Source organism: Mycobacterium lehmannii, assembly GCF_002245535.1.
Taxonomy (GTDB): domain Bacteria; phylum Actinomycetota; class Actinomycetes; order Mycobacteriales; family Mycobacteriaceae; genus Mycobacterium; species Mycobacterium lehmannii.
Genome location: NZ_NKCN01000028.1, coordinates 16819 through 43503, shown reverse-complemented (window position 1 = coordinate 43503; position 26685 = coordinate 16819). Strand labels below are relative to the sequence as shown.

31 protein-coding genes are annotated in these 26685 nt (G+C 64.7%); 14 read left to right on the top strand and 17 right to left on the bottom strand.

Features of this window, described 5'->3' with window-relative positions; genetic code table 11:
• Positions 1-150 precede the first annotated feature (150 nt).
• Positions 151-1467, top strand: coding sequence for a hypothetical protein (locus CEX87_RS23295; RefSeq protein ID WP_094289319.1), 1317 nt, complete (start codon positions 151-153; stop codon positions 1465-1467).
• Here CEX87_RS23295 and CEX87_RS23290 read toward each other — a convergent pair.
• From CEX87_RS23290 to CEX87_RS23275, 4 genes are all read right to left on the bottom strand, one after another.
• Positions 1424-1936 carry a hypothetical protein gene (locus CEX87_RS23290; protein WP_198957288.1) on the bottom strand — a complete coding sequence of 171 codons (513 nt, stop codon included), beginning with the start codon at positions 1934-1936 and terminating at the stop codon, positions 1424-1426. The two genes, CEX87_RS23295 and CEX87_RS23290, sit on opposite strands and share 44 nt — an antisense overlap.
• Positions 1933-2490: a hypothetical protein gene (locus CEX87_RS23285; RefSeq protein WP_094289289.1), complete on the bottom strand. Its 558-nt coding sequence runs from the start codon at positions 2488-2490 to the stop codon at positions 1933-1935. The genes CEX87_RS23290 and CEX87_RS23285 overlap by 4 nt, the downstream gene beginning before the upstream one ends.
• Positions 2487-3101, bottom strand: coding sequence for a hypothetical protein (locus CEX87_RS23280; protein ID WP_094289287.1), 615 nt, complete (start codon positions 3099-3101; stop codon positions 2487-2489). The genes CEX87_RS23285 and CEX87_RS23280 overlap by 4 nt, the downstream gene beginning before the upstream one ends.
• Positions 3102-3212: 111 nt before the next feature.
• Complete coding sequence (locus tag CEX87_RS23275) at positions 3213-4574, bottom strand: NAD(P)/FAD-dependent oxidoreductase (RefSeq protein WP_094289317.1); 1362 nt, start codon at positions 4572-4574, stop codon at positions 3213-3215.
• A gap of 94 nt (positions 4575-4668) precedes the next feature.
• Here CEX87_RS23275 and cynS point away from each other — a divergent pair, with 94 nt between their 5' ends.
• A complete protein-coding gene (cynS, locus tag CEX87_RS23270) occupies positions 4669-5118 on the top strand; it encodes a cyanase (protein ID WP_094289285.1) in 450 nt (149 codons plus the stop codon).
• A gap of 5 nt (positions 5119-5123) precedes the next feature.
• On the opposite strand, the gene CEX87_RS23265 is transcribed toward cynS, so the two are convergent.
• Positions 5124-6662, bottom strand: coding sequence for a hypothetical protein (locus CEX87_RS23265; RefSeq protein WP_142301121.1), 1539 nt, complete (start codon positions 6660-6662; stop codon positions 5124-5126).
• Positions 6663-6735: 73 nt separating this feature from the next.
• Here CEX87_RS23265 and CEX87_RS27275 point away from each other — a divergent pair, with 73 nt between their 5' ends.
• Positions 6736-7437 carry a hypothetical protein gene (locus CEX87_RS27275; protein WP_158220789.1) on the top strand — a complete coding sequence of 234 codons (702 nt, stop codon included), beginning with the start codon at positions 6736-6738 and terminating at the stop codon, positions 7435-7437.
• Between the two features lie 250 nt (positions 7438-7687).
• On the opposite strand, the gene CEX87_RS23255 is transcribed toward CEX87_RS27275, so the two are convergent.
• Entirely contained in the window at positions 7688-8362 is a 675-nt protein-coding gene (locus CEX87_RS23255; protein WP_064420078.1) for a LuxR C-terminal-related transcriptional regulator, read from the bottom strand.
• A gap of 227 nt (positions 8363-8589) precedes the next feature.
• Positions 8590-8925, bottom strand: coding sequence for a hypothetical protein (locus tag CEX87_RS23250; RefSeq protein WP_094289281.1), 336 nt, complete (start codon positions 8923-8925; stop codon positions 8590-8592).
• Positions 8926-9112: 187 nt separating this feature from the next.
• Here CEX87_RS23250 and CEX87_RS23245 point away from each other — a divergent pair, with 187 nt between their 5' ends.
• Complete coding sequence (locus CEX87_RS23245; protein WP_094289279.1) at positions 9113-10465, top strand: acetamidase/formamidase family protein; 1353 nt, start codon at positions 9113-9115, stop codon at positions 10463-10465.
• A gap of 22 nt (positions 10466-10487) precedes the next feature.
• On the opposite strand, the gene CEX87_RS23240 is transcribed toward CEX87_RS23245, so the two are convergent.
• Both CEX87_RS23240 and CEX87_RS23235 read right to left on the bottom strand, forming a co-directional pair.
• Positions 10488-10982 carry an SRPBCC family protein gene (locus tag CEX87_RS23240; protein ID WP_094289277.1) on the bottom strand — a complete coding sequence of 165 codons (495 nt, stop codon included), beginning with the start codon at positions 10980-10982 and terminating at the stop codon, positions 10488-10490.
• 44 nt (positions 10983-11026) lie between these two features.
• Positions 11027-11365, bottom strand: a complete 339-nt coding sequence (locus CEX87_RS23235; protein WP_094289275.1) for an ArsR/SmtB family transcription factor — start codon at positions 11363-11365, stop codon at positions 11027-11029.
• 68 nt (positions 11366-11433) lie between these two features.
• Here CEX87_RS23235 and CEX87_RS23230 point away from each other — a divergent pair, with 68 nt between their 5' ends.
• Both CEX87_RS23230 and CEX87_RS23225 read left to right on the top strand, forming a co-directional pair.
• A complete protein-coding gene (locus CEX87_RS23230) occupies positions 11434-12087 on the top strand; it encodes an NAD(P)H-binding protein (protein WP_064426962.1) in 654 nt (217 codons plus the stop codon).
• A 201-nt stretch (positions 12088-12288) separates the two neighbouring features.
• The gene (locus CEX87_RS23225; protein ID WP_082694057.1) at positions 12289-13176 is read left to right on the top strand and encodes a DUF4344 domain-containing metallopeptidase; all 888 of its coding nucleotides are present in this window, start codon (positions 12289-12291) and stop codon (positions 13174-13176) included.
• 3 nt (positions 13177-13179) lie between these two features.
• On the opposite strand, the gene CEX87_RS23220 is transcribed toward CEX87_RS23225, so the two are convergent.
• The 7 genes from CEX87_RS23220 to ectA form a co-directional block, all read right to left on the bottom strand.
• On the bottom strand, positions 13180-13887 hold the full coding sequence (locus tag CEX87_RS23220; RefSeq protein ID WP_064426960.1) for a Type 1 glutamine amidotransferase-like domain-containing protein: 708 nt from the start codon (positions 13885-13887) through the stop codon (positions 13180-13182).
• Positions 13884-14561 carry a hypothetical protein gene (locus tag CEX87_RS23215; protein WP_233151490.1) on the bottom strand — a complete coding sequence of 226 codons (678 nt, stop codon included), beginning with the start codon at positions 14559-14561 and terminating at the stop codon, positions 13884-13886. Before CEX87_RS23215 ends, CEX87_RS23220 begins: the two co-directional genes overlap by 4 nt.
• A 103-nt stretch (positions 14562-14664) precedes the next feature.
• Complete coding sequence (locus tag CEX87_RS23210; RefSeq protein ID WP_064426958.1) at positions 14665-16137, bottom strand: hypothetical protein; 1473 nt, start codon at positions 16135-16137, stop codon at positions 14665-14667.
• A gap of 538 nt (positions 16138-16675) precedes the next feature.
• On the bottom strand, positions 16676-17590 hold the full coding sequence (thpD, locus tag CEX87_RS23205; protein WP_064426957.1) for an ectoine hydroxylase: 915 nt from the start codon (positions 17588-17590) through the stop codon (positions 16676-16678).
• Positions 17587-17982: an ectoine synthase gene (locus CEX87_RS23200; RefSeq protein WP_064420087.1), complete on the bottom strand. Its 396-nt coding sequence runs from the start codon at positions 17980-17982 to the stop codon at positions 17587-17589. The genes thpD and CEX87_RS23200 overlap by 4 nt, the downstream gene beginning before the upstream one ends.
• Positions 17983-18008: 26 nt before the next feature.
• Entirely contained in the window at positions 18009-19298 is a 1290-nt protein-coding gene (gene ectB, locus CEX87_RS23195; RefSeq protein WP_064394928.1) for a diaminobutyrate--2-oxoglutarate transaminase, read from the bottom strand.
• Between the two features lie 17 nt (positions 19299-19315).
• Positions 19316-19855, bottom strand: a complete 540-nt coding sequence (ectA, locus tag CEX87_RS23190; RefSeq protein WP_064394992.1) for a diaminobutyrate acetyltransferase — start codon at positions 19853-19855, stop codon at positions 19316-19318.
• A 415-nt stretch (positions 19856-20270) separates the two neighbouring features.
• Here ectA and CEX87_RS23185 point away from each other — a divergent pair, with 415 nt between their 5' ends.
• From CEX87_RS23185 to CEX87_RS23155, 7 genes are all read left to right on the top strand, one after another.
• Positions 20271-20552, top strand: a complete 282-nt coding sequence (locus CEX87_RS23185) for a DUF732 domain-containing protein (protein ID WP_064394929.1) — start codon at positions 20271-20273, stop codon at positions 20550-20552.
• A gap of 142 nt (positions 20553-20694) precedes the next feature.
• Positions 20695-21612, top strand: a complete 918-nt coding sequence (locus CEX87_RS23180) for an esterase family protein (protein ID WP_094289273.1) — start codon at positions 20695-20697, stop codon at positions 21610-21612.
• 146 nt (positions 21613-21758) lie between these two features.
• Complete coding sequence (locus CEX87_RS23175; protein WP_094289271.1) at positions 21759-22388, top strand: GAF and ANTAR domain-containing protein; 630 nt, start codon at positions 21759-21761, stop codon at positions 22386-22388.
• A gap of 152 nt (positions 22389-22540) precedes the next feature.
• Complete coding sequence (locus CEX87_RS23170) at positions 22541-22888, top strand: STAS domain-containing protein (RefSeq protein WP_064394931.1); 348 nt, start codon at positions 22541-22543, stop codon at positions 22886-22888.
• Between the two features lie 32 nt (positions 22889-22920).
• The gene (locus CEX87_RS23165; protein WP_064394932.1) at positions 22921-23370 is read left to right on the top strand and encodes an ATP-binding protein; all 450 of its coding nucleotides are present in this window, start codon (positions 22921-22923) and stop codon (positions 23368-23370) included.
• A 170-nt stretch (positions 23371-23540) separates the two neighbouring features.
• Complete coding sequence (locus tag CEX87_RS23160) at positions 23541-23948, top strand: STAS domain-containing protein (RefSeq protein WP_094289269.1); 408 nt, start codon at positions 23541-23543, stop codon at positions 23946-23948.
• A gap of 386 nt (positions 23949-24334) precedes the next feature.
• Complete coding sequence (locus CEX87_RS23155) at positions 24335-25351, top strand: YncE family protein (protein ID WP_064394934.1); 1017 nt, start codon at positions 24335-24337, stop codon at positions 25349-25351.
• A gap of 16 nt (positions 25352-25367) precedes the next feature.
• Here the strand turns inward: CEX87_RS23155 and CEX87_RS23150 are convergent, their stop codons facing one another.
• A complete protein-coding gene (locus CEX87_RS23150) occupies positions 25368-26249 on the bottom strand; it encodes an alpha/beta fold hydrolase (protein ID WP_064394935.1) in 882 nt (293 codons plus the stop codon).
• Positions 26250-26348: 99 nt separating this feature from the next.
• Between CEX87_RS23150 and CEX87_RS23145 the strand changes: the two genes are divergently transcribed.
• Positions 26349-26642, top strand: coding sequence for a hypothetical protein (locus CEX87_RS23145; protein WP_064394936.1), 294 nt, complete (start codon positions 26349-26351; stop codon positions 26640-26642).
• Positions 26643-26685 lie beyond the last annotated feature (43 nt).

The window sequence follows — 26685 nt, the reverse complement described above, 5'->3', positions numbered from 1 at the left end:
CATATTACTGTGAGCGACATCACAGTCAAGGGGTCTGGCCGGATCGTCTTTCAGTGCTGAGCCGACGCACGACCGTGCCAAATGCGATGGTGGCGAGTGGATCAGCTTGTCAGCCCGTCGCTCCTGCCGTCGCCGCCCTAGGATGTGGCGGTGCGCTCCGTGTTGCGGCCGTTCGACCTGTGGTGGCGCTATTTCCCTCAATTGGCGGCGCTGTACCTGCTGGGTTGGCTGGGTCGCCGCGGCGCCATCGAGCTGGCGGCCTGGGCCGGTTGGGACAACGACGTGTGGGCCGCTCTGATCATGCCGTTCGCGGGGATGGCGCGGCTCGGTTCATACGTCGCGATGTTCTTCGTGCTGCGCTCGGCCATCCCCGCGCTGGCGGCGCTGCCGCGGCGATCCGCGCGCAGCGTCGACGTGTTCGCCAACATCATCGTGCCGTTCTTCGCTATCTATCTGGCGTGGAAGCTGTTCGCAGAGGACTGGATCGAGTTCGAGACGGTGGCCCTCGACTATCGCATCGCCGACTCGGTCACCGAAGCGTTGACATCCACCGAGCCCACCGAGCTTCATCCCGATCAACTGCCCGTCGGCACCACCACGTGGGTGATCATCATCTCGGCGCTGGTCGTGCGTTACGTGCTCAGCAAGCTCAAGGACAAGCTGCCGGGGTGGATGATCGCCGTCCGCGTCTACGTCGACGCGCTGTGGGTCTTCCTTACGTTGAGCTTCGCTGCCAGCGAGGGCGTCGGCTTCCTCATCAACCCGATGGGCTGGATCTCGGAACGGCGAATCGTGGTGTGGTTCAACGAGACGCGGGCCGCACTGTTTTCCCACTTCGCACCGCTGGAAGCCCTGTGGGACGGCCTGATGGCGGTGCTGCGGACGGCATTCGGTGGAGCCACGATCCCGCTTCTCTGGCTCGCCGTCGCCGGGATCGTCTACGGCGTATCCATGCCCGACTGGCGCCGCGCCGCTCGCCGCGTTGTGGGCAGTCGCGCCGACCGGGTGATCAACAGCGCGGCAGAGCGGCGCAAGATGCTCAAAGAGCGCGGTTGGGACGTGCCCGAGACGCTGGGCCAAAAGGTGCGCTCCTGGCTGCTCTCCAAGCTGGGCAATTACAGCACCATCGTCGATTCGGCGCGGCTCATTCTTTACGGGGGGGTGTTCGCCCTGTCGCTGTACGTGTTGGGCTATCTCGGCTTGGCGTGGCTCGACATGTCGGGGTCTTTCTATCGGCCTGAGATGGGCAATGGCTACCTATTCCGGTTCGTGGCATGGCTTCTCGGTCCGCATCCGCTGCCCTTCTGGTACGGCTTCGCCGAAACGATCGCGCTCGGCTCGCACCTGATCATCGAGCCCCTTCGCATCTGCCTGATCGCGTCCACGGTGGCGTACTGCCTTGAGCAACTCGAAAAGCAGGAACCTACAGCATCATCCGCGCCAGAATCCGACCGTCAGCGCTCGTGACATCCAGCGCGTCGGGCACCGCGTCCTGCGGCAGCACGAACGAGAACTGCACCGGGCCGGGCTTCTCGCACCTGACCCCCACACCATCGGGCGGGATCGGCCCCAAACCGCCCGCCTTCTCCGATGCCCACCGACGCTGACCGTCGGTGATGACAGCGCTGCACGTTTCGGGGTTCGCGCGTGCCGGGCCCGACATGTCCACCGTAACCACCGTCACCACCGCGCCTTCGGGTAACTGCGGCCCGAACCGGGAAGGCTTGCGGTTCAAGTGCCTTACCGAGTCGACCTCCCAGGTGTATCCGCTGGCGTCGCCGGACTCACCCTTCGTGACCACAACGTCCGGAACGACCGTGTCGCGGTAGGTGGTCCACTGATCACCCAGTGTGGTCGCGATGATGACGCCGAGTGCCGCCACCATGACGGCGGCACCGATCAGGTTTCGCACCCACAGCGCCGACAGCCATCTCATGAGGCACGTTCCACGGGAGCCTCGAGTCTCACGGTCTGTACTCGGCGGGCGTCTGCGAGCGGAACGTCGATGACAAGACGCGAGTCCAGTTGCTCGTCGTAACCCGTCCACACCCGCAGCGTAATCGGTGCGGATGAGCCGGGCTCGACCAGGGCCGGCGCGACGTCGAACACCCACGACCCGCGTTGCGCGATACCGGGCCTCACGTTCCCCCGGAGGGTTTTGAGGAAAAACTGATCGGTGGGTGTGTACGTGTTCGGCCCGACGATCAGGTCACTGCGGGGTAGTTCGGTGGTGACCGGTGCCTCCAGAGTGGCGTCGACAACCACCCAAACGCCCGCGGGTGCAACCGAATCCACTTGCGAAGAGATACGGACATCGGTGACGGTAGCCGCGACGTCGCGGCCGGCGGCACGCTGTCCCGCCTCGCCGTACACGTCGAACGGTCCGGTGATGTCCGGCGGTGTCGGCAGGTTCTGCCACACCACCGCGGCCGCCGCGATCACAACGACTGTCGCGATCACCGTCAGCGCCCGGCGCGTGCGCGGATTCACGGCAGCCCCTGGACCGGAACGACGACCTGACCGTAGTTATCGGTGTCGATCCATTCCTTGCCGCCGTAGGTGACCATCAGCTGCGTGAAAGTCTTCTTCCACACCCGGATCGTCACCTCCTGAACCGAATGTGCGCTGGATTCCGGGACCTGCCAAGTGAACGCCAACTGTTCGGTGAGCCCGGGGCCGAGACTCTGAATCGCAGAACCGTCGCGCAAGCGGAAGGTCCCGAAGATCTCCTTGCCGGGCAGACCCTGTAGGTCGAGGAGATCGCGGAGGCCTCCCGGCACGGTGCCGGTGTTTTCGACGGTCGCCACGACGCCCAGGTAGACCTTGCCGGGTTCGGCAGCGCCGATGGTGGCCAACCCACCCTTGAGTTCGCGGACGAACCTTGCCCGCTCGACCGTGATCGTGAACTGGCCGTCGCTGAACTCCTCGGCGACCTTGAAGGGGGTGACTTGCTTGTCGACGGTCTCGAGACCGCCGAACGCGGCGGTGGCCACGAGAATCAGCAGAAGCGCGGTCCGTCTGATCTGTGCGACGTTCAATCGGGACAACCTCTGCGCGACCCGATGCGTCCGCGGCACGGGGACCGGAGGTTCGCCACCCACGTTGGTGGATGCTAATCGCAACCGCGGCAGACGCGCAGTTCCTCTGCCACGCTGCCGTCACACCCCCGGAAGGACGTCGACAGTTCACTCACCCGTCGTCCACGCCGACGGTCATGAACGGTAAGCGCGGTAATGCGGCGGTGCAGGTTCTGGAAGGTCCCACGTCGAGTACGTGTAGCGCTGTTCGGGACGATCCGCTGCGCCCAGCATGAAGGCCCGGTGATAGCGGCCGGCACGTGCGATCGAGGCCAACCAGGTGGCAACCGTGCTGATGCGGTTGCGCACACCGGTGAGGAACGCGATGTGAATCAGGCCCCACGCCACCCAGCCGAGGTATCCCGACACCCGGATGCGCCCCACTTGAAGCAGCGCGTTGCCATGACTGATGTAGGCCGCCGATCCCAAATCGCGGTAGCGGTACGGGCGGCGCGGTCGCCCGGCGAGATCACGGCGGATACAGGCCGCCGCGTGCAGGCCGCCCTGCATCGCGTTCTCGGCGACGCCAGGCAGCTTGTCACGGCCGGCGAGATCGCCGACGACGAAGATCTCGGGGTGCCCCGCAACGCTCAGGTCCGGCTCGACCCGTATGCGGCCGGCGCGATCGGTTGGCGCTCCGAGGGTTTCGGCTACATGACGGGCGAACGGGACGGCTTCGACGCCTGCGGTCCACAGCACCGTGCGCGTCGAGAATTGCCTGTCGGGCCCGCCGTTCTTCGGGGTGACGGTGACGCCGTCGCGCCGGACGTCGGTCACGTGCACACCGAAGTGCATCTCGACGCCGAGCTCCGCCAAGGTCTCGGTGGCTTTCACCGACAGGTCGGGCGCGAACTTCTTCAGGACTCGCTGACCGCCGTCGAACAGCAGCACCCGAGCCTCTTGCGGCTGGATGCTGTGGAATTCGTTGGCCAGGGTGCGGGTCGCCATCTCCCGGATCTGACCGGCCAGTTCCACTCCGGTCGGACCGCCTCCGGCGACGGCAAAGGTGAGCCAGTCGCTACGCTCCGAACCGGGCGGCAGGGTCTCGGCAATCTCGAACGCGGTGAGGATGCGCTGCCTGATCTCCAGCGCGTCATCGAGCGTTTTCATACCCGGCGCCCAGTGCGCGAACTCCTCATTGCCCATATACGACTGCCGCATACCCGCCGCCAGGATAAGAACGTCGTACTCGACGACGAACGTCGTCTCGTCGGGCCGTAGTGCGGTGACGGTGCGCGCGGACGGGTCCAGTGCGATCGCCTCGCCCAACAGGGGCTTGATGTTGTCGTATCGGGCGAACTCCTCGCGCAACGGACGGCTGATGTGGCCGATGCTCAGCTTGCCGGTCGCGCACTGGTAGAGCAGCGGTTGGAACAGGTGGTCGGCGGAGCGGTCGAGCAGGGTGATGTCGACATCCGCTTTGGCCAATCGACGCGCGCAGAACAAGCCACCGAATCCGCCGCCGATGATCAAAACCCTGGGTCGTTGCGAACTCATCATCGCAACGGTATTACCCAGCTCTGCACCGTCCGAAGCCCGCCGGACGCCGATGAACGCGCACCGGCGGCCTCGAGGCGAATAAGGTCAGCGCATGAACCCGATCATGACCAAGTCCGACGCAGCGGCACTGGTGGTCGCCGCCAAGACCCGAAAGAACGTGAGCTGGACCGAGATCGCTGAAGCTTTGGATGCGCCGCGAGTGTGGTGTGTCGCCGCGCTGCTCGGTCAACATCCGATGACGCAACCGCAGGCCGAACGGGTTTGCGCCCTGCTCGATCTCGACGCCGCGGTGGGCGAGAGCCTGCAGCTCCAACCCGCCCGCGGTATCGACCCGGAGCTACTGTCCGATCCGACCATCTATCGGTTCCAGGAGGCGCTCGCCGTATACGGACCCGCGATCAAGGAACTTATCCACGAGGAGTTCGGTGACGGCATCATGAGCGCGATCAACTTCAAGGTCGACGTCCGGCGCCGTGAGGATCCCGACGGAGACCGCGTGGTGGTCACGTTCGACGGAAAGTTCCTCGACTATCGCTGGTAACGCCGCTACGCCACTTCTAGAAGCACCCCGGAGTCGGGACTGGAAATCCGGGGGGAACCGGGTTCGGACGCCGTCGTGTTCGGCTGTTTGAGCTGCGCGATGACCGTCTCGTAGTCGTCCGTCTGCCATGCCCTCATGAAGGCGTCCAGCGGAACCTTCAGTTTCCTCCCTTGATCGGGGAATGCGCTGTCACTGAGGTAGACGACTCTTTCGTCGAAGTCGATTCCGGTGACGGCCACCTGATGATCCGCGGATTCGATGCCGGGCAGCGGTTCACCTTCGACAGCATTCCAGACGGTTGCGCCCTGAACGCCGACCATCACGGCCTTCTTCGGGTCCTCCAGCGCGAACGCCAACGCTCTCAGTGCCAGGTTGCCCTCCGTCTTCTCGTAAGAGGTGAGGGTGGCCGTGATGCCGTACTTGGTGTCCAGTAGCGCGATGGCATCTTTGATGTGAACACGATCTTCAGTGTGCAGGCCCAAGTACATAGCCCGTTCCGGGTTGACCACACTTGGGGTTTCGCCTGCTACGCGGGCGATGTCCACTTCCGTCGGCATGGTTCCGGTGAGTTGGCCGACGACCGCGGCCGAGGCCATCAAGACGCAGTTCTCGGCCGACTGCTTCTGCCAATACTGCGCATTCGTTTCGGGGTCGCCGTACATGCCGGTGAAGACCGCCGGGGCTCTGAACCAGTCGGTGATCCCGTGGATGAGTTCGGTGACTGCGTACACGGCGTAGTGGAGGACTTCGGTCACTACGTGTACGCCGACGTAGGCGATCTCGGTAACAACATGGGCCGCGGTCGCGACGATCGCTCCCAGCGTGTTTTGAGCGACTATCGCGCCGATCTGCTCGTTGAACGCTCCCGTGCGCTCCTCTTGAGCAACGGCGAATGCCTCTGTGCGCTCGGCTTGGGCTTTGTAGAACGCCACGGCCCGTTCGTGCGCGGTGGGTTCCACGGTCAGCTCATCGGGTACCGACCACGACGGATGTTCCGGGTCAGTTTCGGTGTCCGAATCGGTCGTCGTCGTCGCGACGGGAACCAATTCCTCCGGGGGGACTTCGGCGGTCAGGGTGTTGGTGACCTGCTCGGTGTCGATGACCAATTGGTCATCGTTCATCCGCTCCAGATCGCGGCGCATCAAGTCCAGCGAGCCCACCAGGATCACCCCCGGCAGTGGCTGCACCGGGCCGTCGACTGTGGACAGTGGTGAGCCGACACCGACTGCTGACAGTAGGCCCGACACGATGCCGGTCGACGCTGTCGAGGGTCCGGAGTCGGGTGCCTGGGTCACCACGGTGCTGTGATTGTCGGCACCGGATCCATCCGACGGCACCAGTTCGGCCTCGATCACCAGCGTGCTGGCTTCGGGGGCGGCCTCGACACCGATGGTTTGGGCTGATGCTGTGACATCGGCTGGGCCGGAATCGGTTACGTGTGCCAGGGATCGAGCGCTGACGGTGGTGTCGGGCCGGCTCGCGCCCGTGGCTCCGAGGGTGGTCGTGGTGGGCTTGAACGCGGTGACCGAGGAGGCGGTGCCCACACGGTCGGATCGATTCTTTGTTTGCTCGCGCTCGATTGGGGCCTCAACGATCGGATCAACCGGCGGAGCCGACGTGTCAACCAACACAGGCGCACTGGTGTCGACCTCACCGACAGGTGATGTAGCCGGCGTCGACGCGGCCTCAGCTGCGTCCGACTCTTTGGCCGACTCGGGTCTTGACTGCTTCGCCGATGAGTCCGCGGACTGCCGCTCGGCTGTCGACCTCTTCGTGGAGCGTGTCTCGGATGCATCTGCGGTGGGCTTTGTCGTCGAGCGTCCCGAACCGACAGATGTCCTGGCCTTTGTCCCCGAGACGGTCGACGTCGAGGGACTGCCCGTCGACTCCGAAGCTCCGTCCTTAGTCGCCGACGAAGACTCCGATGTACCAGTCGACCCCGATGACGTGCTGCCCGTCGATCCGGATGACGAGCTCGTCGACCCTGATGAACTCGAAGACCCGGATGACGAGCTCGACGATGAACTGGAGGACGACTGCCCTCCGTCGTCGGCGATCGCCGTCCCCATGCCGCAGGTGCCGACGAATCCCGCTACGCCGAGCGAGAAGGCAACGGCCCCGACCCGTAACGCCACCCTTGCCGAATTCACGAGCGGTCCGCCACCTCCGTGGTTGTGTTGGCCTGGCAAATCATCAGCTGCTCAGCCAGACGTACCAGAGGCCGTCGCCGCCCTGGCGGCAATCCCAGTGCCCGTAGTTGGCGTCACCCTGGGCGATCTCGACATTGGGGCCGTCGACATTGCAGGCCTCGAGCGTTGAATAGCCACCCTCCACCTGAACCTCGTCAGCGTGTGCGACGCCGACGCCGAGGGTGAGGAACCCTCCCACTGCCAGCGCTCCCGCGGCGATCATCTTTCTCATGCTCGTGCCTTCCATAGCTGCCTCGGATGACCGCGCACAATTTGCCGGCATATCGCCGCGCGCGCGGATTGAGAATTATTAACGCAACCGTTATGGTCCCGGCGGCAAAAGTTATTAGTTCATCTGTTCAGATGACGACCGGGCGGACTCACAGATCGTCGACGCTGAGGATCTTGTCCTGGATCGCTCGAGCAACAAGAGCCGCCTTGGTCGGCGCGGGCCGGCCGACTGCCGCATACTTCGCCCTGACCCTTTGCAGGTGGGTCGCGACCGTGGAGGGCTCGATGTACAACCGCTCGGCGACCGCATTCTTGTTCTCCGTCTGAAACCAGGCGATGAGCACCTGCTGCTCTCGGTGCGTCAGCTCCGGCCGTGCCTTCTGCCGGCCGCTGTGCAAGGTCGGAGCCGTCCTCGTGACCACGTGCGGCCGATCGGTGTGGGCGGCATCAATGGCCGCTGCCAGCACGTGTTCGGGTTCATGTTTGGCGATGCAGCTGATCGCCCCCGCATCGAGGGTGGCGGAGACGACGTCGTCGTTGACCGAACAGGTGTAGACGACGACGCGGTGGCCTGCACCGCAGACCTGGCGTAGCGCATCGAGGTCCGGACCGCCGCCGTCGCAGGGCAGGTCGAACAACACCACCAGCCCGGGCGCGGCGGTCTGGTATGCCGCAGTGAACTCCGCTGGACTGGTGAAATGGCCGATGATCTCGGTGCGTGGGTGGCTGTGCCTCAACCACGACTCGATGCCTGCGTATACGACGCGTTGATTGCCGACCACCACGACCGATATCGAACGCTCCTCGTCGTCCGGCGGTGGCATGCCGCAGACCCCCTATGTCGTGCAGACGCCGCTGCAGTTATTTGCCTATGAAAGCATTGCTTCGCCTCCCGCGAGTTCGGTTTGAGCTAAATCGAACTCATGGAACGGTGAGCGTCCGCGCGTCAGGCGAATGGTTGCCCATAACTGTACTGATTGAAACCCGAAGAAACGCCGAGTCGCCGAGCGCAGGGGGTGGTCCAGCAGGCAACGTCTGGTACTCCCACGACTCAGCAGAACTGGTATTCGACGTCCCAGAAGCCGGGCGAAGGAATCCAGTGGGCCGAGAACTGTCCGCCGAGGGCGGGATTGGCGTCGTGGATCATTCCTGTCCCGCCGACGGCCGGGGCGAAGCCCGGCGGATCCCAGGAGATCGAGACCGGGTCACCCGGCGTATCCGGCGTGCATCCGATCTGCTTCACGAGATAGCCGTCGGTGATCGTCCATTCCGCGCTGGCCTGATCTGGGCTCGGGGGAGGAGGGGAGGCCTGTGCGATGCCCGGCGCCCCGATGGTCACCGCAGTCACCACGCCCGCCACCGAGACTATGAAACGCTGACCACGCATCCGGCACCTCCTTGCACCCACGATGTCTGCGACGTTAGACCGTTCGCGATCGGGTGGTTTCATTTCGGCTGAGTCGGGATCGAACCGCCTCCGCGTCTGGACGTCAACGGTTTCGAACCTGACGGCAACATCGACGCAACACCGCCTGGGTAGCTTCGGGCGACCGACAACCCGGGAGTCTGTGCAAATGAACCAGTCGTTCGCCGAAGCCGCCGCCGAAACCCTCACCAGAGGGATCGGGCGTCGCGATTTCGTTCGCGCGGTGGCAGCGGTGGGCGCCGGAGCGGGCATCAGCGCCGCCGCCGCCTGTGCGCCGGGTGAGACTCCCGCAGCGACCGGCGCCACGACCGGACGCTTCGAGATCCTCCAACCCGACCACGGTGACATCGCCGGCGACCACTATCTGCGTTCGATACCCGACCAGGTGCTGTGGGGCTATGTGCCGACAGTGCATGCCACGCCGGTGATTCGGATGCGTTCCGAGCAGACGATCACCGTGGACACCGTCTCGCACGAGGGCATCCTCGAGGATCAGGGCCGCGATCCGGTCGAGTACTTCGGCGGTAAGGGCGTCAGCGAATCCGACGTCCTGCAGGACGCCATTGCCGTCGCATCCGAATACGACCGCACACCGCGCAACTTCGACAAGGACGGCCCGCATGTGGTGACCGGCCCGGTGTTCGTGGAAGGTGCTCAGGCGGGGGATGTCCTGAAAATCGAGACGCTACAGGCTATTCCACGGGTGCCCTATGGCGTGGTCTCGAGTCGGCACGGCAAGGGTGCGCTCGCTCGCAAGGCCGACGGATCCGCCCCGGACGGCATCAGTATCGAGGAAGTGATGCCGCCCGTGGCCACCGATCGCAGGCCCAACGCGAACCCCGTCGAATACGGCAATGTCTCCACCTTCACCGCCGTGGAGGACGGCCACGGCGTCATGTCCTACGGTGACGCGCGCGTGCGGTTCCCGCTGGCACCCTTCATGGGACTGATGGGTGTAGCCTTCTCCCAGGACCGGGATATCACTGCGCCGACTGCGAATTCGATTCCCCCAACCGTCGGGGGCGGCAATATCGACATCCGGCTGCTGGGCGAGGGCTCCACGCTGTACCTTCCTGTCTTCGCGGAGGGAGCCCTGTTCTACGCCGGCGATCCCCACATGGCCATGGGGGACGGAGAAGTGGCGCTCACCGCGATGGAGGGCTCTCTGCGCGGTACCTACCGCTTGACGGTCTGTAAGCCGGGATCAGGAGATGCGCCATCGGTCGCATACCATTATCCGTTCGCCGAAACCGAATCCGCCTGGGTGCCAATAGGACTGTCCGATCCCGACGGGGCAATCGGGGGCAGCAGCAGCGATCTGAACATCGCGATGCGCCGGGCGGTGGTCAACGCCCTGAACTTTCTGCAGGACGACCAGGGGATGGACCGCGCCACAGCCTACGCCTACCTCTCGGCCGCATCCGATTTCGTTGTCTCCCAAGTGGTCGACCGAACCGTTGGCGTGCATGGCCAGATCTACAAGTCGCACTTCGCGGTGTGAGACGGACGCCGTGGTGGTGCTGTCATCCTCGTGACAGGTACTTGTCGAGCTTGTCCAGCTGAGCCTTGTAACCCCACTTCATGCCGAATGCGGCCATCTTGGCCTTCGCGCCGATGTTGGTGATCGTGACGTTCAGCGCGACGACCGTCATCCCGTCTTTCTCGCTGAGGATGACATCGTTGACGTGCTCGATCGTGGATCCCTCTTCCTCGCCCTCGGTCCACGATCGCGCGTCATACGTCAGGCGCGCGCGTTCCTCGATACGGGTGAACGTGCCTCTCATCGGCCAGAGGGTGCCCTGATACTTGCCCATCGCCTCGCCCGCCTCCATGACGATGTAGATCTTTCCGCCGACCACAAGTTCGATCTCACATTCCGGCACGAACGTCTTCTCCGGACCCCACCACTCCCGCACCATGTCGGGGTCCGTCCAAGCCTGCCAAACGGTTTCGATCGGAGCGCGGTACGAGCGTTCGAGGTTCAGCTTCTTGGTCTTCTTGAACATCTGCATCAGCATGGCGAATCCTCCTTGTGTCGATCGGCGGTCAGGCGGTGTAGCGGTCAGTCGTCGTCGGCCCGGTCCTCAGTGCCTTCAGTGATGGACTCGAGATATCTGCCCAACGAGTCGAGGCGGGTCTCCCAGAGTTGCGCGAACGATTCGGCCCAGCGACCGATCTCCTCGAACGGTGCGGCCTCCAGGCGGTAGATCCGTCGCCGAGCCATGGGCTGGCCGGCGACGATCCCCGAATCACCCAACACCCGAAGGTGCTTACTGACCTGCGGCTGGCGAATTTCGAGTGCCTCGGCGATCTCGCCGACCGAAAGCGGCCCAGCACGCAACAATTCGACGATCTTCAGGCGGCTTGGCTCGGCAAGCGCTCCGAAGACCGTCGACTGCACGGGTTCGACGCTAGGACCGATGACGTATTCCTGTCAAGGAATATGTCGTGAGCGGCTACCGTGGAGGTATGGCTCGCATCTTGATCTTTGGTGGCCACGGCAAGGTGGCCCTGCACCTGTCCCGGATCCTCAGTGAGCGCGGAGACGACGTGACCTCGGTGTTTCGCAACCCGGATCACTCAGAAGAGGTGATGGTGACCGGGGCCCAGCCACTGGTGGGCGATATCGAGGCGCTGGACGTCGACGCCCTCACCGAAATCGTCGAGGGACATGACGCCGTGGTGTTCTCCGCCGGCGCCGGCGGCGGCAACCCGACTCGCACCTATGCGGTGGATCGCGATGCCGCCATCCGCATCATCGATGCCGCCGAACGTGCGGCGGCGGACAGGTTCATCATGGTGTCGTACTTCGGCGCAAGCTCCGATCACGATGTACCGAAAGACAATTCGTTCTTTCACTATGCCGAGGCGAAGGCTGCTGCCGATGCGCATCTGCGTGCCAGCGGCCTGCGCTGGACGATACTGGGCCCGGGACGCCTCACGCTGGAGCCGTCCACCGGCCGGATCGCCGTGGGTCCCGACGCGGTCGGCGGCGAAGTCTCCCGTGAGGACGTCGCGCTGGTGGCCGCTGCCTGCCTGGCAGATGACACCACCGTCGGGCGCACGGTCGAGTTCAACAACGGCGACGTCCCGATCGCCGAAGCACTGTCGCGCCACGCGTGACACTTCTTTAGCCATAAGGCTGCAATTCCGGTCGCCCAGTCGACTGCCGCAACGGCAAAGTTCACCGGTGAGCCGGCACCGCTGCGGTCGACTGGCCCCATTCTCGGCACTGCGGTCATACGATCGGCGCAACCGTCGCACGCCGAGCGGCCCCCGGGAAGGACACCGCGCTTGACCACACACGAACCAACACGAGAGCCCGTGCGCTGGGCGACGCCGTCACGAGTTTTGACTCTCGTTGCCGCGGGAGTGCTGGCGGCGGGATGCGGAAGCTCGGGAGGAGAGGCGGCGGACACACACGACGCGTCGAAATCGCCCACCTCCCAGGGGGCCCCGGCTGTGCAGAACCCAGACCCTCCACCGGACCCGAACGCGCCCGCCGACGGCGAGATGGTCGTCTTCTATGACATGGCCACCACCCCCGAAGCGACCAATGGGCGCAACATCATGCAGAATGATCAACTGCTCGAAGCCCTGGCCAATGACATCAACGAGACGCTCAAGTTGCCCCACAACATTTCGTTGCGCGGTTCGCAGTGCGACGAGCCCAACGCCTATTGGAGCGCCGACGACAACACCATCACCCTCTGCTATGAGGATGTGGACTGGGCGCAGCGAGTCTTCACCGAAGCCGGTGACCCCGATCCGAAGGCGTCGGCGCTCAATTCCGAGTACGCGACGTTCTACCACGAGGTCGGGCACATGGCGATCAGCATCTACGACCTTCCCGTGACAGGGCGCGAGGAGGACGTGGCCGATCAGCTCGCTGCCTTCGTGCTGTTGGCGCCCGGTGAAGACGGTCGTGCCGACCCCGAATCGGTACAGGCGGTCAAGGATTTCGCGCGGGCGTTCGGCGCCTCCGGTGCGCAGGCCACGGAGCTGACCGCAGACGACTTCGCCGACGAGCACTCGTTGGACGAGACCCGTATGTACAACCTGGAGTGCTGGATCTACGGGTCGGATCCCAAGGCCAACGCCGACCTCGTCTCAAGCGGTCAGCTGCCCGAGGAGCGGGCGTCGGGATGTCCAGCAGAGTGGGAGCAGCTCGACCAAGCCTGGTCGACATTGCTCGATCCCTACTTCAAGTAGCGGTCACTCCTCGGCCGGGCACAACAGCGAGTGCACGACACCTGTTTTCTCATAACGGAATTCGTGCGCAGGGTGCCGCAGAGGCTCGACGGTGGCGTCGTGGTGCACGATGATCCCACCACCGGCGGGGATGCCGATCCCGGTTGCGGCTCCCTGCAGCGAATGGACGGTTCCCGACAGCCGCGCCCAGCCCGAGCGCTCGTCGTGCGTGTCGACGATTGCCGGAACGAACTTGAACACGTCGAGCAGTTCTGTCACGGCCGACTCGGATGTCTCGACGATTCCGTAGCGGCCGAGCTGGATCGCACCGGCGGAGATGCCGACCAGGATAGCCCCATGCGCGTAGCGAGCCCGGATCACGTCCGCCATGCCGGTGCTCTGAAAGACATTCCAGCCGATCCGCACATCACCGCCGGCGAGGACGATCACGCTGGCCCGCTCGAGAAAGGCGCGATCGTCGGCGCCGAACGACGAGCCGACCATGCGGAGGTCGGCTATTCCGACGTCGTCCATGGCCGCTTCGAAGATGTCGTAGAACTCGGGACGATCACCGTTCGATGCGCCGATGTAGGCGGCACTCGGGGGTGCGTCTCGAGCCGACTCGTCGACCGCCGGCTCGAGCAGCGACCGCTCCTGTCGCTTCCAAAACAGCAGTTGACTGTCTGCCAGCAGGAAGAGCGGTCGCGGGTGGCCCTGTGGACCCGACGTCAACTGGCGTCCCGGGACCGGGACCGACCCAGGCGCCACTTGTTCTTCTTGGGTGTCTGATACGCATCGTGGGTCCAGGCGTCCCACATGGCCTCGGATTCCTCCTGGACCGGGCTGTTGGTGACCTGCCATCCGAGGTTGCCGATTTCTGTTGTGCACCAACGGATCAGCGATCCGTCGGCGCCGATCTCCTGGGCGAGTTGGACTCGCTCGTCGGTGCTGAGCTCGTCGCTGAACGCCTGCATGGTGGTTTTCAACCGCCAGTAGGGCACGACCCCGTCGCACTGACTGCAGAGCGCCAGGAGCTCCACTCGTGCGCGGCCGAGCAGGGACGTCGGCTCCTCGTCGGCCGCGGGGCTGTCAGTGGTCTGCGCGCTTTCCGCGCTGGGTTCGTGCGCCTCCTCAGCCTGCCCGGTCAGTTGGCGGTACTTGATGCGGATCTCTTCGAGCTCAGCCTCGACGGTCAGGGCTCGTTCGCGCCACCATGCGGCGTGGTACTGCGCCAACTTCGCCTCGCAGTCCGCGCAGACCGCTCCTTCGCCCGCGACGTCGTCGAGCGTCGTGACCTTGGTGAGCACGAGACCGCAGAGCGCCTTATGGGCATCGCGGTTGAGGTAGTCCCCGTGGTGCACCACCGACGCTGATGTGTCCCGTACGTAGCTGTGGGGTGGTTCCACATCAGCCAAAGTAATTGAGCGGGACCGACGTTTCCGTTGGTTCAGTGAAAACGGTCGACAGCCCCGGCGCGCAGTGCCCCGGGGCTGTCGAGTGAGTGAAGTACTACGTGTTGTTGCCGGAGTTGTCGCCCCCACGTTCGCCGGCACCGTTGTCACCGGGTTTGGTGCCGGGTTCGCTGTCCTGCGTGGAGCGGGTCGGCGTGGCAACCGTCGTTTCCTTCTTCTTCGGAACGTCGACGTCCACGACCTCTTTCGCGCCTTCACCCGTCGGGGCCTGCGTGCCGGTAGGGGCGCCCGGAGAGAAGTTCGCCGACGGCCTCAGCAGGTTGCGATCCGAGGGCTTCTTGGGCTGCAACTTCTTGGGCAGGAGATCGCGGAGAGGCTTGCGCTCTTGCTTCGCGGGCTTCGGCTGTTCGGAGAGCCGTTCGGAGCCTTGTTCCGCACGGAGTTCGGTCTTGTTCTCAACCGGCTCATCCTGCGGCGACACCTTCGGCGCCTCTGCTGCAACGCCGGCTACCGACTGGTCGCCTGACTGCAGGGGGGCCTCCTCCTGCTCTGCCGGGGCTTCGTCGCGTACGACGATGTCGCGGATCGAGCCGTTGATCCGCTCGGTCGCGCTCCACAATCCGTTGCGGAAGTTTTCGACCAAATTGCCTGGGCCGCCGATCGGGGCCGGCAGGGCGTCGCGAAGTCCGTAGAGCGCCGGGTCGGCCACCCACAGCGGACCGTCGACGATGTTCTCCACCGCAGTGAGTGCAGCTTCGGTGTCACCCTGGGCGACGGCGGCGACCGCCTGCACGACGCCCACCGGGCCGAGCACGGCTGCGGCGGCCAGCCGCAGGGTCGACGCGATCGCACCCTGGGTGACGCGAGAGAACGCATCGATCGGTCCGGCCACCTCGTCATATGCGACGGGCCCGGGCCGCTCGAACGCCTCGATGGTCCCCTCGACGAAGCGCTGCACCAGCGCGCCCGGATCCTGCAGCCCCTCGTTGATCTCGAGGGTAAGCCTGTAGAGCTGATCGCGGACGGTCATAACGAGCCCGCCGGGTCCTCCCAGCGGCGCCGGCAACGCGTCACGCAACGCGAACAGCGCGGGGTCGATCGTCCACAGCGGCGCGTCGACGATGTTCTTCACGAATGCTTCGAAGCCCCCGCCGTCGCCGCCGTCGCTGATCGCTTGCGCGAGCTCGATCAAGGTGAGCGGGGCGAGCGCGGTGGACCCGATCCGCAGCGCGGACGCGGCGAATCCCTGTCCGATCCGTCCCACGCTGTCGAACCCGGTGACCGGCCTGTAGTCCCTGACCCCTTCTGCACCCGACCGGTTGAACGCCGCGAGGGTGCCCTCGATGAAGTCCTCCAGCGCGGCACCGGGTGCGAATATCTCCAGCAAAGCCTGTTGCGCTTCGAATTGACGTTGGATCTCGCTGGTGTTCGCGGCCATCAAAGCCACGTTGTGCGATCGGCTTTCTGCGACGGTGTTCGCTGGTGCCGGTGCGATCGGCCCAGCGGCGATGACGCCTGCCCCCACAAGTGCCACCCCGGTCGTCACATATTTCTTGGCGCTGGCCTTCATCAAGCCCCTCCCCTTGTTTGCGCGCTTGCTACGAGTAGCAACCTACGCCTGCGTCGATACTGATGGCAAGTTGCCATGAAATCCTCGATGGAGGGAATTGCTGTGATCGTCCGTGCCTTATCGTCCGATGATCAAAAAGGCGCTGTTGAACAGCTAAGACGCTCTCGAATCGTCTGTGAGCGATCGTGAGGGCTGCGAACCTACTTCGCTGATGTCTTGAACATCTGCACGTCCGCAAGGGAGCGGCGAGGGCTGTGGCAAATAGAAGCTGCAAGCGCCGACTGGTAGCTGGCACCTCTCAGGGGCCACGGCGAGCAGGGCGGGCAGTCCTTCGAACGGGAGGCCGCTTCAGGCAGGGTCGCCTCGCTGTCCAGTTTGCGAAGATCGGCAGGGCTGCAAGCGTTGAGCCTGGGCCATTGCGCGACCGCCTGGGAGGGCCGAAGCGGCAAGGCGGAAAGAAAGCAAACGCGGTGGACGTCGAGTTCGTTGCCCGCATTCGTCGCGTGGACCGCCCCTTACCGGGCGGCCACGGCGACGTTCACTGCACCAGCGAAGGAGTGCTGAAAGGCTGGCTGTCCCTTGCCGCCAGGTATTCGGGCCTCGGAGTCTCGGCTCGGTAGGGCGCCACGAGCTGGTTGTCGACGGAGTTGAAGACCAGAAAGACGTTCGAGCGCGGCAACGGCGTGATGTTCGAACCCGAACCGTGCATCACGTTCGAGTCGAACCACAGCGCGGTACCGGCAGGCCCGGTGATCTGGTCGATGCCGTAGCGGGCGGCGGCCTCGCTGAGCGTGGCCTGGCTCGGAACGCCGATCTCCTGTTTCACCAACGAGGAGGCGTGGTTGTTGCGCGGAGTCGCGCCGACGCACGGGTAGAACGTCTTGTGCGAACCCGGCATCACCATCAGCGAGCCGTTGTAGGGAAAGTTGTCGGTCAGCGAGATCGAACACGACACAGCCCGCATGGCGGGCATGCCGTCCTCGGCGTGCCATGTCTCGAAATCGGAATGCCAGTAGAACCCGGTCCCGGTGAATCCCGGCATCAGGTTGATCCGCGCCTGGTGTAGGTAGACGTCACTGCCCAACAATTGACGGGCCACGGGCAAGACCGTGTCGAGGGTGACCACCTCGGCGATGACATCGCTGAACAGATGGGGTTGAAACACCGACCGGATACTGCCGCCGGGCTCACGAATGATCCGCGGGTCCTCCGGGTCGGCTTTGGCGCCGATGTTGTTCAACTCGCCGCGCAGCGTCGTCAGCCAGTTGTCATCCACCGCCGACCGCTGCACCAGGTATCCGTTGGCGTCGATCGACTGCAGGTCGGTCTCGAACAGCGGACCGTCCGACTCCTGGCCCCACACCGTGGGCTCGGCCCGCGGAATCGGATCGCTCGGTTCCGACAGCCGCGTGGGATATCGGTCCCTGGTGTCGGTAAATATGTTGTCGCTCAACTTGCTTGCACCGCCGGGGGAGGGTAGGTACCAGTCTCGTCGTGAACCTCTTGTCCGGTCACGGGAGGATTGAATACACACAGCATCCGCAGCTGAGTATGGCACGTGACGCGGTGGCGTTCATGCCCGTCGAGCAGATACATGGTGCCGGGCCCAAGCGGGTGCTCCTCACCGGTCTCGTGGTTGGTCAGCGTGCCCGTGCCCTCGACCACCCAGACCGCCTCGACGTGATGGCGGTAGTGGAAATCGCTGACCGAGTTCGCGTTGATAGTGGTCTCGTGGAAGGAGAATCCGACGCCGTCACCCGCCAGGATGATGCGCTTGGATCTCCAGTCCTTGGCCGACACGTCGCGTTCGGTGCCGGTGATCTCGTCAGTGGTGCGCACGATCACGTCGTGCTCCTTTCGGCGTGATGTGGTCAGGAAAGCGTTGCGGCGACCGACTCGGCGAGGATGTCGATGCCCGCATCGAGATCCGACTCGGAAGTGGTCAGCGGGGGAAGCAGCTTGACGACCTCGTCCGAGGGGCCGCTGGTCTCCATGAGGACCCCGCGATCGAACGCCGCGCGGCACACGGCCGACGCCATCGGCGCATCCTCGAACTTGAGCCCCTGCGCCATGCCGCGCCCGCGCGCGGAGACGCCGGGATATTTGTCGGCGATGGTTTCCAGGCGGTCTCGGACCTGCTGGCCCTTGGCAATCGTGTCATCACTGAATGTCTCGGTCTGCCAATAGATCTCGAGTGCCTTGCTGGCGGTGACGAACGCCGGGTTGTGGCCACGGAACGTGCCGTTGTGCTCGCCGGGGGCCCACACGTCCAGGTCCCTGCGGAACAAGGTCAGTGCCATCGGCAGGCCGTATCCGCTGATCGACTTGGACAGCGTGACGATGTCGGGGACGATGCCGGCCTCTTCGAAGCTGAAGAACCGACCGGTGCGTCCGCAGCCCATCTGCACATCGTCGACGATCAACAGGATCTCGCGGCGGCTGCACAGCTCGGCGAGCGCCTGCAACCACTCCATTCGCGCGACGTTGAGACCGCCCTCGCCTTGCACGGTTTCGACGATCACCGCGGCCGGGTGGTTGAGCCCGCCGCCCGAGTCGTCGAGCACGCGCTCGAACCAGTGGAAGTCTTCGGTGGCGCCGCCGAAGTAGTTGTCATACGGCATCGGTGTGGCGTGCACCAGCGGGATTCCGGCACCGGCGCGCTTCATCGAGTTGCCGGTGACCGACAGTGCGCCGAGGGTCATGCCGTGAAATGCGTTGGTGAAGTTGATGATCGATTCGCGACCGGTCACCTTGCGGGCCAGCTTGAGCGCCGACTCGACGGCGTTCGCCCCGGTCGGGCCCGGGAACTGCACCTTGTAGTCGAGGTCGCGAGGCTTGAGGATCAGCTGCTCGAAGTTCTGCAGGAACTCCGTCTTGGCCGCGGTCGCCATGTCGAGCGAGTGCACGATGTTGTCGTTGGCCAGGTATTCGATCAACGGCCGTTTCAGCTCGGGGTTGTTGTGGCCGTAGTTCAGCGCGCCGGCTCCGGCGAAGAAGTCGAGGTAGCGCCGCCCGGAGGTATCTGTCATCCACGAGCCCTGCGCAACGGCCATGGTGGTCGGCCATCCACGGCAGTAGCTGCGTACTTCCGATTCGACCGAGTTATAGACCTCGGGAAGGTCGGATTCGTCGGGACGGGGGAGTGTTGCTGGCGTAGACATGTGTCCTTTCTGAGGGGTCAGTCGGCCAAAGGTGTGGTGATGGGTCCGATGCGGACAGTCGGCTCGTCCTCGTGGGACTGATCGGCCGCCAGGTGTGCGGCGGTGAAGCGGGGTTCCTCGATCAGGGGCACCCCGTGTCGCCGGGCGAACGCGCCGAAGAACGCGCGCGAAGCCGAGTTGCTCGGTGCCACCGTGGCCTCCACCGTGACCGGATGGCCTCGGCGGTTGGCGCGAACGCGGTGGACGAGGCCGTCGAGCATGGCGCTCGCCAACCCGGTTCCCCGCGCAGCCGCCGAAACGGCCACCTGCCAGACGAAGAGGACCTCGGGGCGAGCCGGCGGATGGTAGCCAGTGATCAATCCACAGATCTCGCCGTCTTTTTCCGCGACGATGGAAGTACTGGCAAAGTCCGTGGCCATCAACAGGTATGTGTAGGTGGAGTTCAGATCGAGGACTTCGGTCTCGGCCACCAGACGATGCATTGCGATGGCATCGCCCTCATTCGGCGAGCGGAGATGATTCGTCCACGAATCTGGCTGCACTGCTGGCGCTTTCAAACCAGCTGTCCGCTCCTCCGGGACTGGGTCCCGGTCGCGAATGGTCACTTGCGTTGTCACCACCGAACAAAATCATCGAATCACATCAGTTACGTCATCGGCGTTATGACGGTATGTCAGCAAAAAATGACAGGCAAGTTTCCACAGCTCACGGGCACGCGCCGGGCGGTGTCCGGGCACGGGGGTTACCTGCGCGGATGCCGAAGTGTGAGACGGCGGTCACTTGATCAAGCCGTTATCGAAACGTTACCTACCGACGTCGTAAATGATTCGTTCCCCTAACAACGGGTACGTTCTGACGCGTCCGTCACTGTGGATGGAATGTCGTCAGGGCCAGGTGTAGGGGTTTGCGCCTGGCGCTCGGCCGGTTTCCGAGTGCGCCGCGGACATCGGATCGACTGGAGAGGGTAATTCTGTGCGCCGCATCGTCGGACTGTTCATCAGTGCTACCGCCATAGCAGTCGCATTTGCCGCGCCGGCAGGGGCCGATCAGGCGGAGTTTGTGCGCAAGCTTCAGGAGACGTACGTCTTCCTGTCGGCGGACCAATTGATCGCCGCGGGCAACAAGGTCTGCGCCAACGCGTCGCGTGGCGTGCCTGCCGCCGAATCGATGCTGATGGTGCGCGAGGATTTGGGCGTTTCGGTTACCGCTGCAGCAGACATCGTCAGCATCGCGATCAACGAACTCGGTTGTTGATCCGCGGCCGCTTCAATTGACGGCTGAGGTTTGGTAACAAGCTGGTCAAGCGCTGCGTGGCACGCTGAGCGTGCCGACGCCGAATTGCTAGCTTGCCCGCGTGAAATCGTCTGTAGGCCCACTCTGGGCTGCGCTGTTCGCGATGCTGCTCGTCTGCGTTGGGATCCCGACGCCGACGGCCGCTGCGTATTCACGGGACGGGTTGCCGGTGGAGACGCTCGAGGTGCCGTCCCCGTCGATGGGGCGAAACATCCGCGTGCAGTTCCAAGGTGGCGGCCCGCATTCGGTGTACCTGCTCGACGGGCTGCGCGCGCAGGAGGATGCCAACGGTTGGGACATCAACACCGGTGCGTTCGAGTGGTTCTACGAGTCGGGTATCTCGGTCGTAATGCCCGTGGGCGGGCAGTCCAGCTTCTACACCGACTGGTATCAGCCTGCGGTGGGAAGCGCAGGCACCGTGACCTATAAGTGGGAGACGTTCTTGACTCAGGAACTGCCCGCCTGGCTGGCGGCCAACCGGGGTCAGGCGCCGATCGGCAATGCCGTTGTGGGACTTTCGATGTCGGGTAGCGCGGCGCTGACCCTCGCCGTATGGCATCCGCGCCAGTTCATCTTCGCCGGTTCGCTTTCGGGCTACCTCAACCCGTCGAGCGGTCTGTGGCCCACGCTGATCGGCTTCTCGATGAAGGATGCCGGCGGCTACAGTGCGGCCCATATGTGGGGGCCGACGTCGGATCCGGCATGGCGGCGCAACGATCCGATGGTCAACGTCAACACGCTGGTCGCCAACAACACCGCGCTGTGGGTCTACTGCGGAAACGGCGCGACCTCCGAACTCGATGACGGCGCGAACTTCGGTGCGCAGTACAGCGCGCAGTTCCTCGAAAACATCACGCTGTCGACGAACAAAGAGTTCCAGCGGAAGTACCTCGCCGCAGGCGGACGGAACGCGGTGTTCAACTTCCCGACTGACGGGACACACACCTGGGCGTACTGGGGTTCGCAGCTTCAGGCGATGAAGCCCGACCTGGTGCGCATCCTTTCAGGCGCGCGCCCCTGACAGGGTTCGGTCATACGATGGCCGGGAACCGATTGTGTGGGGTGAGACATGACGGATCCGCGCGACGGCGATTTTCACGAAGAGATCGCCCGGTTGGCACGGAGCCTGTACAGCCAGAAGAGCGCCACAGCCAGAAGAGCGCCGACATGGGCGTCGACAACCTTGCCGACGAGGTAACCACGGCGGCGGTGCGCATCCTGCCAAATGTGCACCACGCGGGAATTTCGCTGGTCGATCCGAAGAGCCGGCGGGTGCGCTCGGTCGCGACCACGGGTCCGGCGCCCAAGAACCTCGACACCTTGCAGGAGGAGCTGCAGCAGGGCCCGTGCGTCGACGCCATCCATGACCACGTGGCGGTGCGCATCGACGACTTCGAGACCGAGAACCGATGGACTGAGTTCATGCGGCGCGCCGTGGACACCACCCCGGTGCGCTCCAGCCTGTCCATCCAGCTCTACACCCATGATTTGGAGATCGGTGCGCTGAACCTCTACTCGGACCGGGCTCGCGCGTTCACGCCACAACTCGAGGATCTGGCGCTGGCGGTGGCGGCGCACGCAGCGATCGGTTTGGCCACCGCGCGTCGTGACGATCAGTTCCAAACCGCTCTGGCATCGCGCGACATCATCGGGCAGGCCAAAGGCATGATCATGGAGCGCTTCGGCGTCGACGCGTCCGCTGCGTTCAACCTCCTGGTGACGCTCTCCCAGGAGAAGAACACGCCGTTGCACCTGATCGCGGTGCAACTGGTGGACACAGCGCACCGGCCAACATAGCCAAAGCCGAGTAATTGCGGCCTGACCGGCGCGGATGGGTCCCCGTTTAGGTATCGGTACCGTGAAGCCGCTACCCTATTGCGCGGGTTAAGACTGCAGCCTCGCGCGATCGGCCATGACCGCTACGGTGGTTGCCAAACAAGAGGTGAGGCTTGGACGGACAACTTTGTACCGAGAACTGGGTGGGACGCGTCGCTGTCGTCGCCGCCTCAGGCGACCTCGACATGCTCACGGCACCGCAGCTGCGCGACGCTGTGCAGGCGGCGTTGGGCAAGGATCCGGTGGGCTTGATCGTCGATCTGACCAGTGTTGAGTTCCTGGGGTCCGCGGGCATGCAGGTGCTGATGGAGACCCACAACCAGACCGACGGCACCGCGACCAAGTTCGCCGTCGTCGCGGACGGATCCGCCACCAGCCGGCCGTTGAAGATCACGGGGATCGCCGACCTGATCGACCTGTTTTCCTCGCTGGACGCCGCGCTCGACAACATCACAGCGTGAGCTCGGGCCGGACGGGGTAAACAGAGAACACCATGAACGCTCCGACGGAACTCGGCTTTTCCAGCAACGGCCCCGCAGACGCGCAGACCGTTGCCGAGTTCCGCAATGCCTTTGCGCAATGGCTCCGAACGAATTTCGCGCTCGACGCCGACCGGCTCAGCGACATATTGCTGGCGGTGAACGAAGCGCTGACCAATTCCGCTGAGTTCGCCTATGTCCAGGCTGGGCAGGCCGGAACCATGTCGGTGACGGCCCGGTATGACGCCGAGGATCGGCGCCTCGTCGCGACCGTCTCCGACCAGGGAGCCTGGCTGGAGAAGGAGCCCGACGGCAAGCCGAACACCCGCGGTCGCGGTATCCAGCTCATGCGCGCCCTGTCCGATCGGGCCGCGATCGACGCCTCGGCGTCCGGCACCCGCGTACAGCTCGAGTTCGACGATTGCCGGCTCGCCTCCGAGGAGCCTTTCGCAACTTCTGCTTGATTGTGTTTGGCCGGCGTCCGACGCGGGTAAAGGCGCATCGCTGACTTCCATCGCAGAAAGCGAGCGCAGGCATGGGCGAAAACTCCCCGGGCGTCGACAGCGCCCCACCCGACAGCTGCGCCGGGCGCGAAATTTGGCAGCGGTAACCCGGACGCGGTGGGGAACCGGAAATGTCCGTCGCAGCGATCGAACGCCCGTCATCGCAGCCCAGGCGTGCGCTGTCCGTCGCCTCCAGCACAGGTGCAATCGGTGGACCCGGCCACATCGTCGTGATAGTGACAGGTGAGGTCGACGCCGCCAACGCCAAGGAGTTCGCGGCTCTGGTCGCTGAAACGATCGCAGACGCACAGCACGTCACCCTTGACCTGTCCGGTCTGGATTTCTTCGCCTTCGACGGGTTCACCGCCCTTCACGCCCTCAACGCCCGGCTCCTTCGGGCCGGTGTGCCGTGGCGCGTGCTGCCCGGTGCCGTCGTGTCCAGGGTTCTCGCACTGTGTGATCCCGAGGAGCTGATTCCGGTGGTCCGCGTGAACCCGCCGACGCCGCCTCGCAGACCCCGGCTCCGGCTGGTGGGCTAATTTCGTACCCCGTTCTGTGACGGTCGTGGCGCCTGTTGCTGATTTGCTGTCGTGTCGCCTGTGATTTACCGCTCACTTTGTCGTCGAAAGGTAAGAAACCTTTATAAACGCGCTCGACCGCGTTATTCGGAAAGTCTTGCGGCAGCGGTATTTCCACAGGTCATAGACCGTCTTGGCGTTGCCGAATTTTGGTAACAATCGGGTAACGCACGCTTTTCTAAGCGGTGTCTGAGAGGTTCACAGATTGTCTAAGGTGCCGCTTTTCGCACCGCCGCGGGATATCGGATTTCGTCGCTAGACTCGGTCCAGGCCGCGCCGATTTGGCGCGTTACGACTTGGAATCTAGGGCCGGTTGCACGCGATGCCGGCGGAGGTACCGATTTTCGATGGTTGACTTTTTGATGCCTGAACATGCGCCTACGGCGTTGGGTGCGGTGAAGCTGAGCCGAGGACCGATCGGCGATATCGCCGCAACCGGCACCGGCGCAACCGTGGTGACGCACCCGGGCGACGACAGCGTCGCGGTGCTCAATCCCCGCACCCTCGCCGCCGAGGCCATCGTCGCGGTCCACGGTGAGCCCTTCGCGGTGGCAGTCCACGACGACCGCGCTTATGTGAGCACGTCGTCCTGGACCCACAAGGACGAGGTGACCGTCCTGGACACCGCGAGCAGGTCGGTAATCGCTTCGTACCCGCTGGCGGACAACGTCACGGCATTGGTCGTGAGCCCCGACGGCAAGCGCGTCTACGCCGGTCGAACCGGTGACGGGCACATCGACGTCGCGGTGATCGACATCCCCGCCGACCGCGTGGGCACCATCGACATCGCGACTGGCGCGGGCATCGGCATCGATGCCCTCGCGATCGATCCGACCGGAACGCGGCTATACGTCGCGACCACCGACGCGCGCGGCAGCGCGGTCCTCACCGTCGAACTCGAGACCGGCCGTGTCGGCGGCGCGGTGCGTATCGGTGCACCGATTCGCGATATCGCGCTCGCCGACGGTGCGGCGTTCGTCCTCAGCTCGGACCGGACCCGCGGCGGTGTGGTGCACGTGATCGAGTTGTCGTCGGGACGCATCACCGATGTCGTCGAGGTTGGCGGCGCCCCAACGCAGCTCGCGATGGGCGAGGACAAGAGCAGGGCCTACATCGTCGACTATGACCACGTCGCGGTGTTGTGCACGCTGACGCTGCAGATCGTCGACACGATCACCGTCGACGGCAGGCCGTCCTGCGTGGCGGTCGATTCGCACGGCGGTCGGCTTTATGTGGCCGACTACTCGGGCGGGGTGGCGATGTTCGCCGTGAGCGCGTCGATGCCGCTGCTGTACTCGGAGTTCGTCGCGACGGATCCGATCGCGGCCCCCACGGTGCGCGAGCTCGAGCCGGTCACGGCTTAGGTAGCGCAGACCAGGGTTACGGCGTTCTCAGCTCGTCCGCGGCGAGGGCGAAGATCTCGTCGCCTGAGCCGATCGCGACGAAGTGCCCTGCTCCGTCGACGGGATGCCACACCGAACCTGGCATCGAGTCCGACACCGCCTTGTTGATCGGATCGGGCACGAGTCGGTCGTCGAGCCCCTGCCACAGATGCACCGGCCTCGCGATCCGCGAGATGTCGAAATCCCAGCGCCGGTAGAGCACTTCGGCGTCGCGGACCAAGCCGTCCGAGCCGTGAGCGAAGCATTCGACGACCGCATTCATGAACGTCGTTTCGACCTGTGGGCGACTCAGTATCTGCCGGTCGTACTCACCGACCGACCTGCGGAGGGTCTTGACGAATCCGTCGCGCATGGTCTTGGCGGAGTACCCGAGCGCGGCATACATGAGGCGAAAGGCGGGCTTGAACCGTAGCGCGAGGAAGCCGCCAAGGGCATCGATCTTCGACAGGTACGGCGCCGCGGAATTGTCACCGAACGCGCCGTAACTACCGGGCGCAATGCTGCTGACATGGCGCAGCCGCCCGCTGTCGATGTAGGCGGCGGCCCCCAGCGCCCATGGGCCGCCCTCCGACCAGCCCGTCACGCCGAACTCCCGGTAGCCCAACACATCCGCGATGGTCGTCAGGTCCTCGGCCCAGCTGGCGTACGACCGGGCCCTCTGAACGCTCGACTGTCCCATACCCGGGCGGTCGACGCCGACGAGCCGGATCCCGTTCTTGGCCGCCGAGTCCGCCAACAGCAGGACCTCCAAGCGGCTGCTGGGCCCACCGTGGTTGTGCATGACAAGCGGACCGTTCGGGTCGCCGACCTCGGCGAGGGCCAGCCGACGACCGTCGCGCGTCCTCACTTCCGCAGTCATATCGTCCTTCCATCAGATCGCGCTGAACCTTCGTCGCGGTTGTCCCGTCGTACCACCTGAAAGGCCACCGGGGTCTTCGGGTCACGAAGGGAGCGCGGTATGCGCGCAATACTGTTGACGATGGTCGGGCTGGCCGCGGTGGCATGCGGTGCGATTCTCACGCCGGCGGCCATCGCGTCGGCGGCCGATTCGGCGGAGCTGACCATCGCCACACTCGAGGCACAGGGCTTCGACGTCAAGGTCAATCGGATCGGGAGTGCGCCCCTCGACGAGTGCGTCGTCACCGATGTCCGAAATGCCCGTGAGCGAACCGAATTGGTGCGACGCGGCGACGACCTGATCCGGGTGGTGGCCCAGCGCACGATCACCGTCACCGCGGATTGCTCACGCTGATGCGTCGGTTTCGGTGCGGTTGGTCGCGCCTGCCGCAACCAAC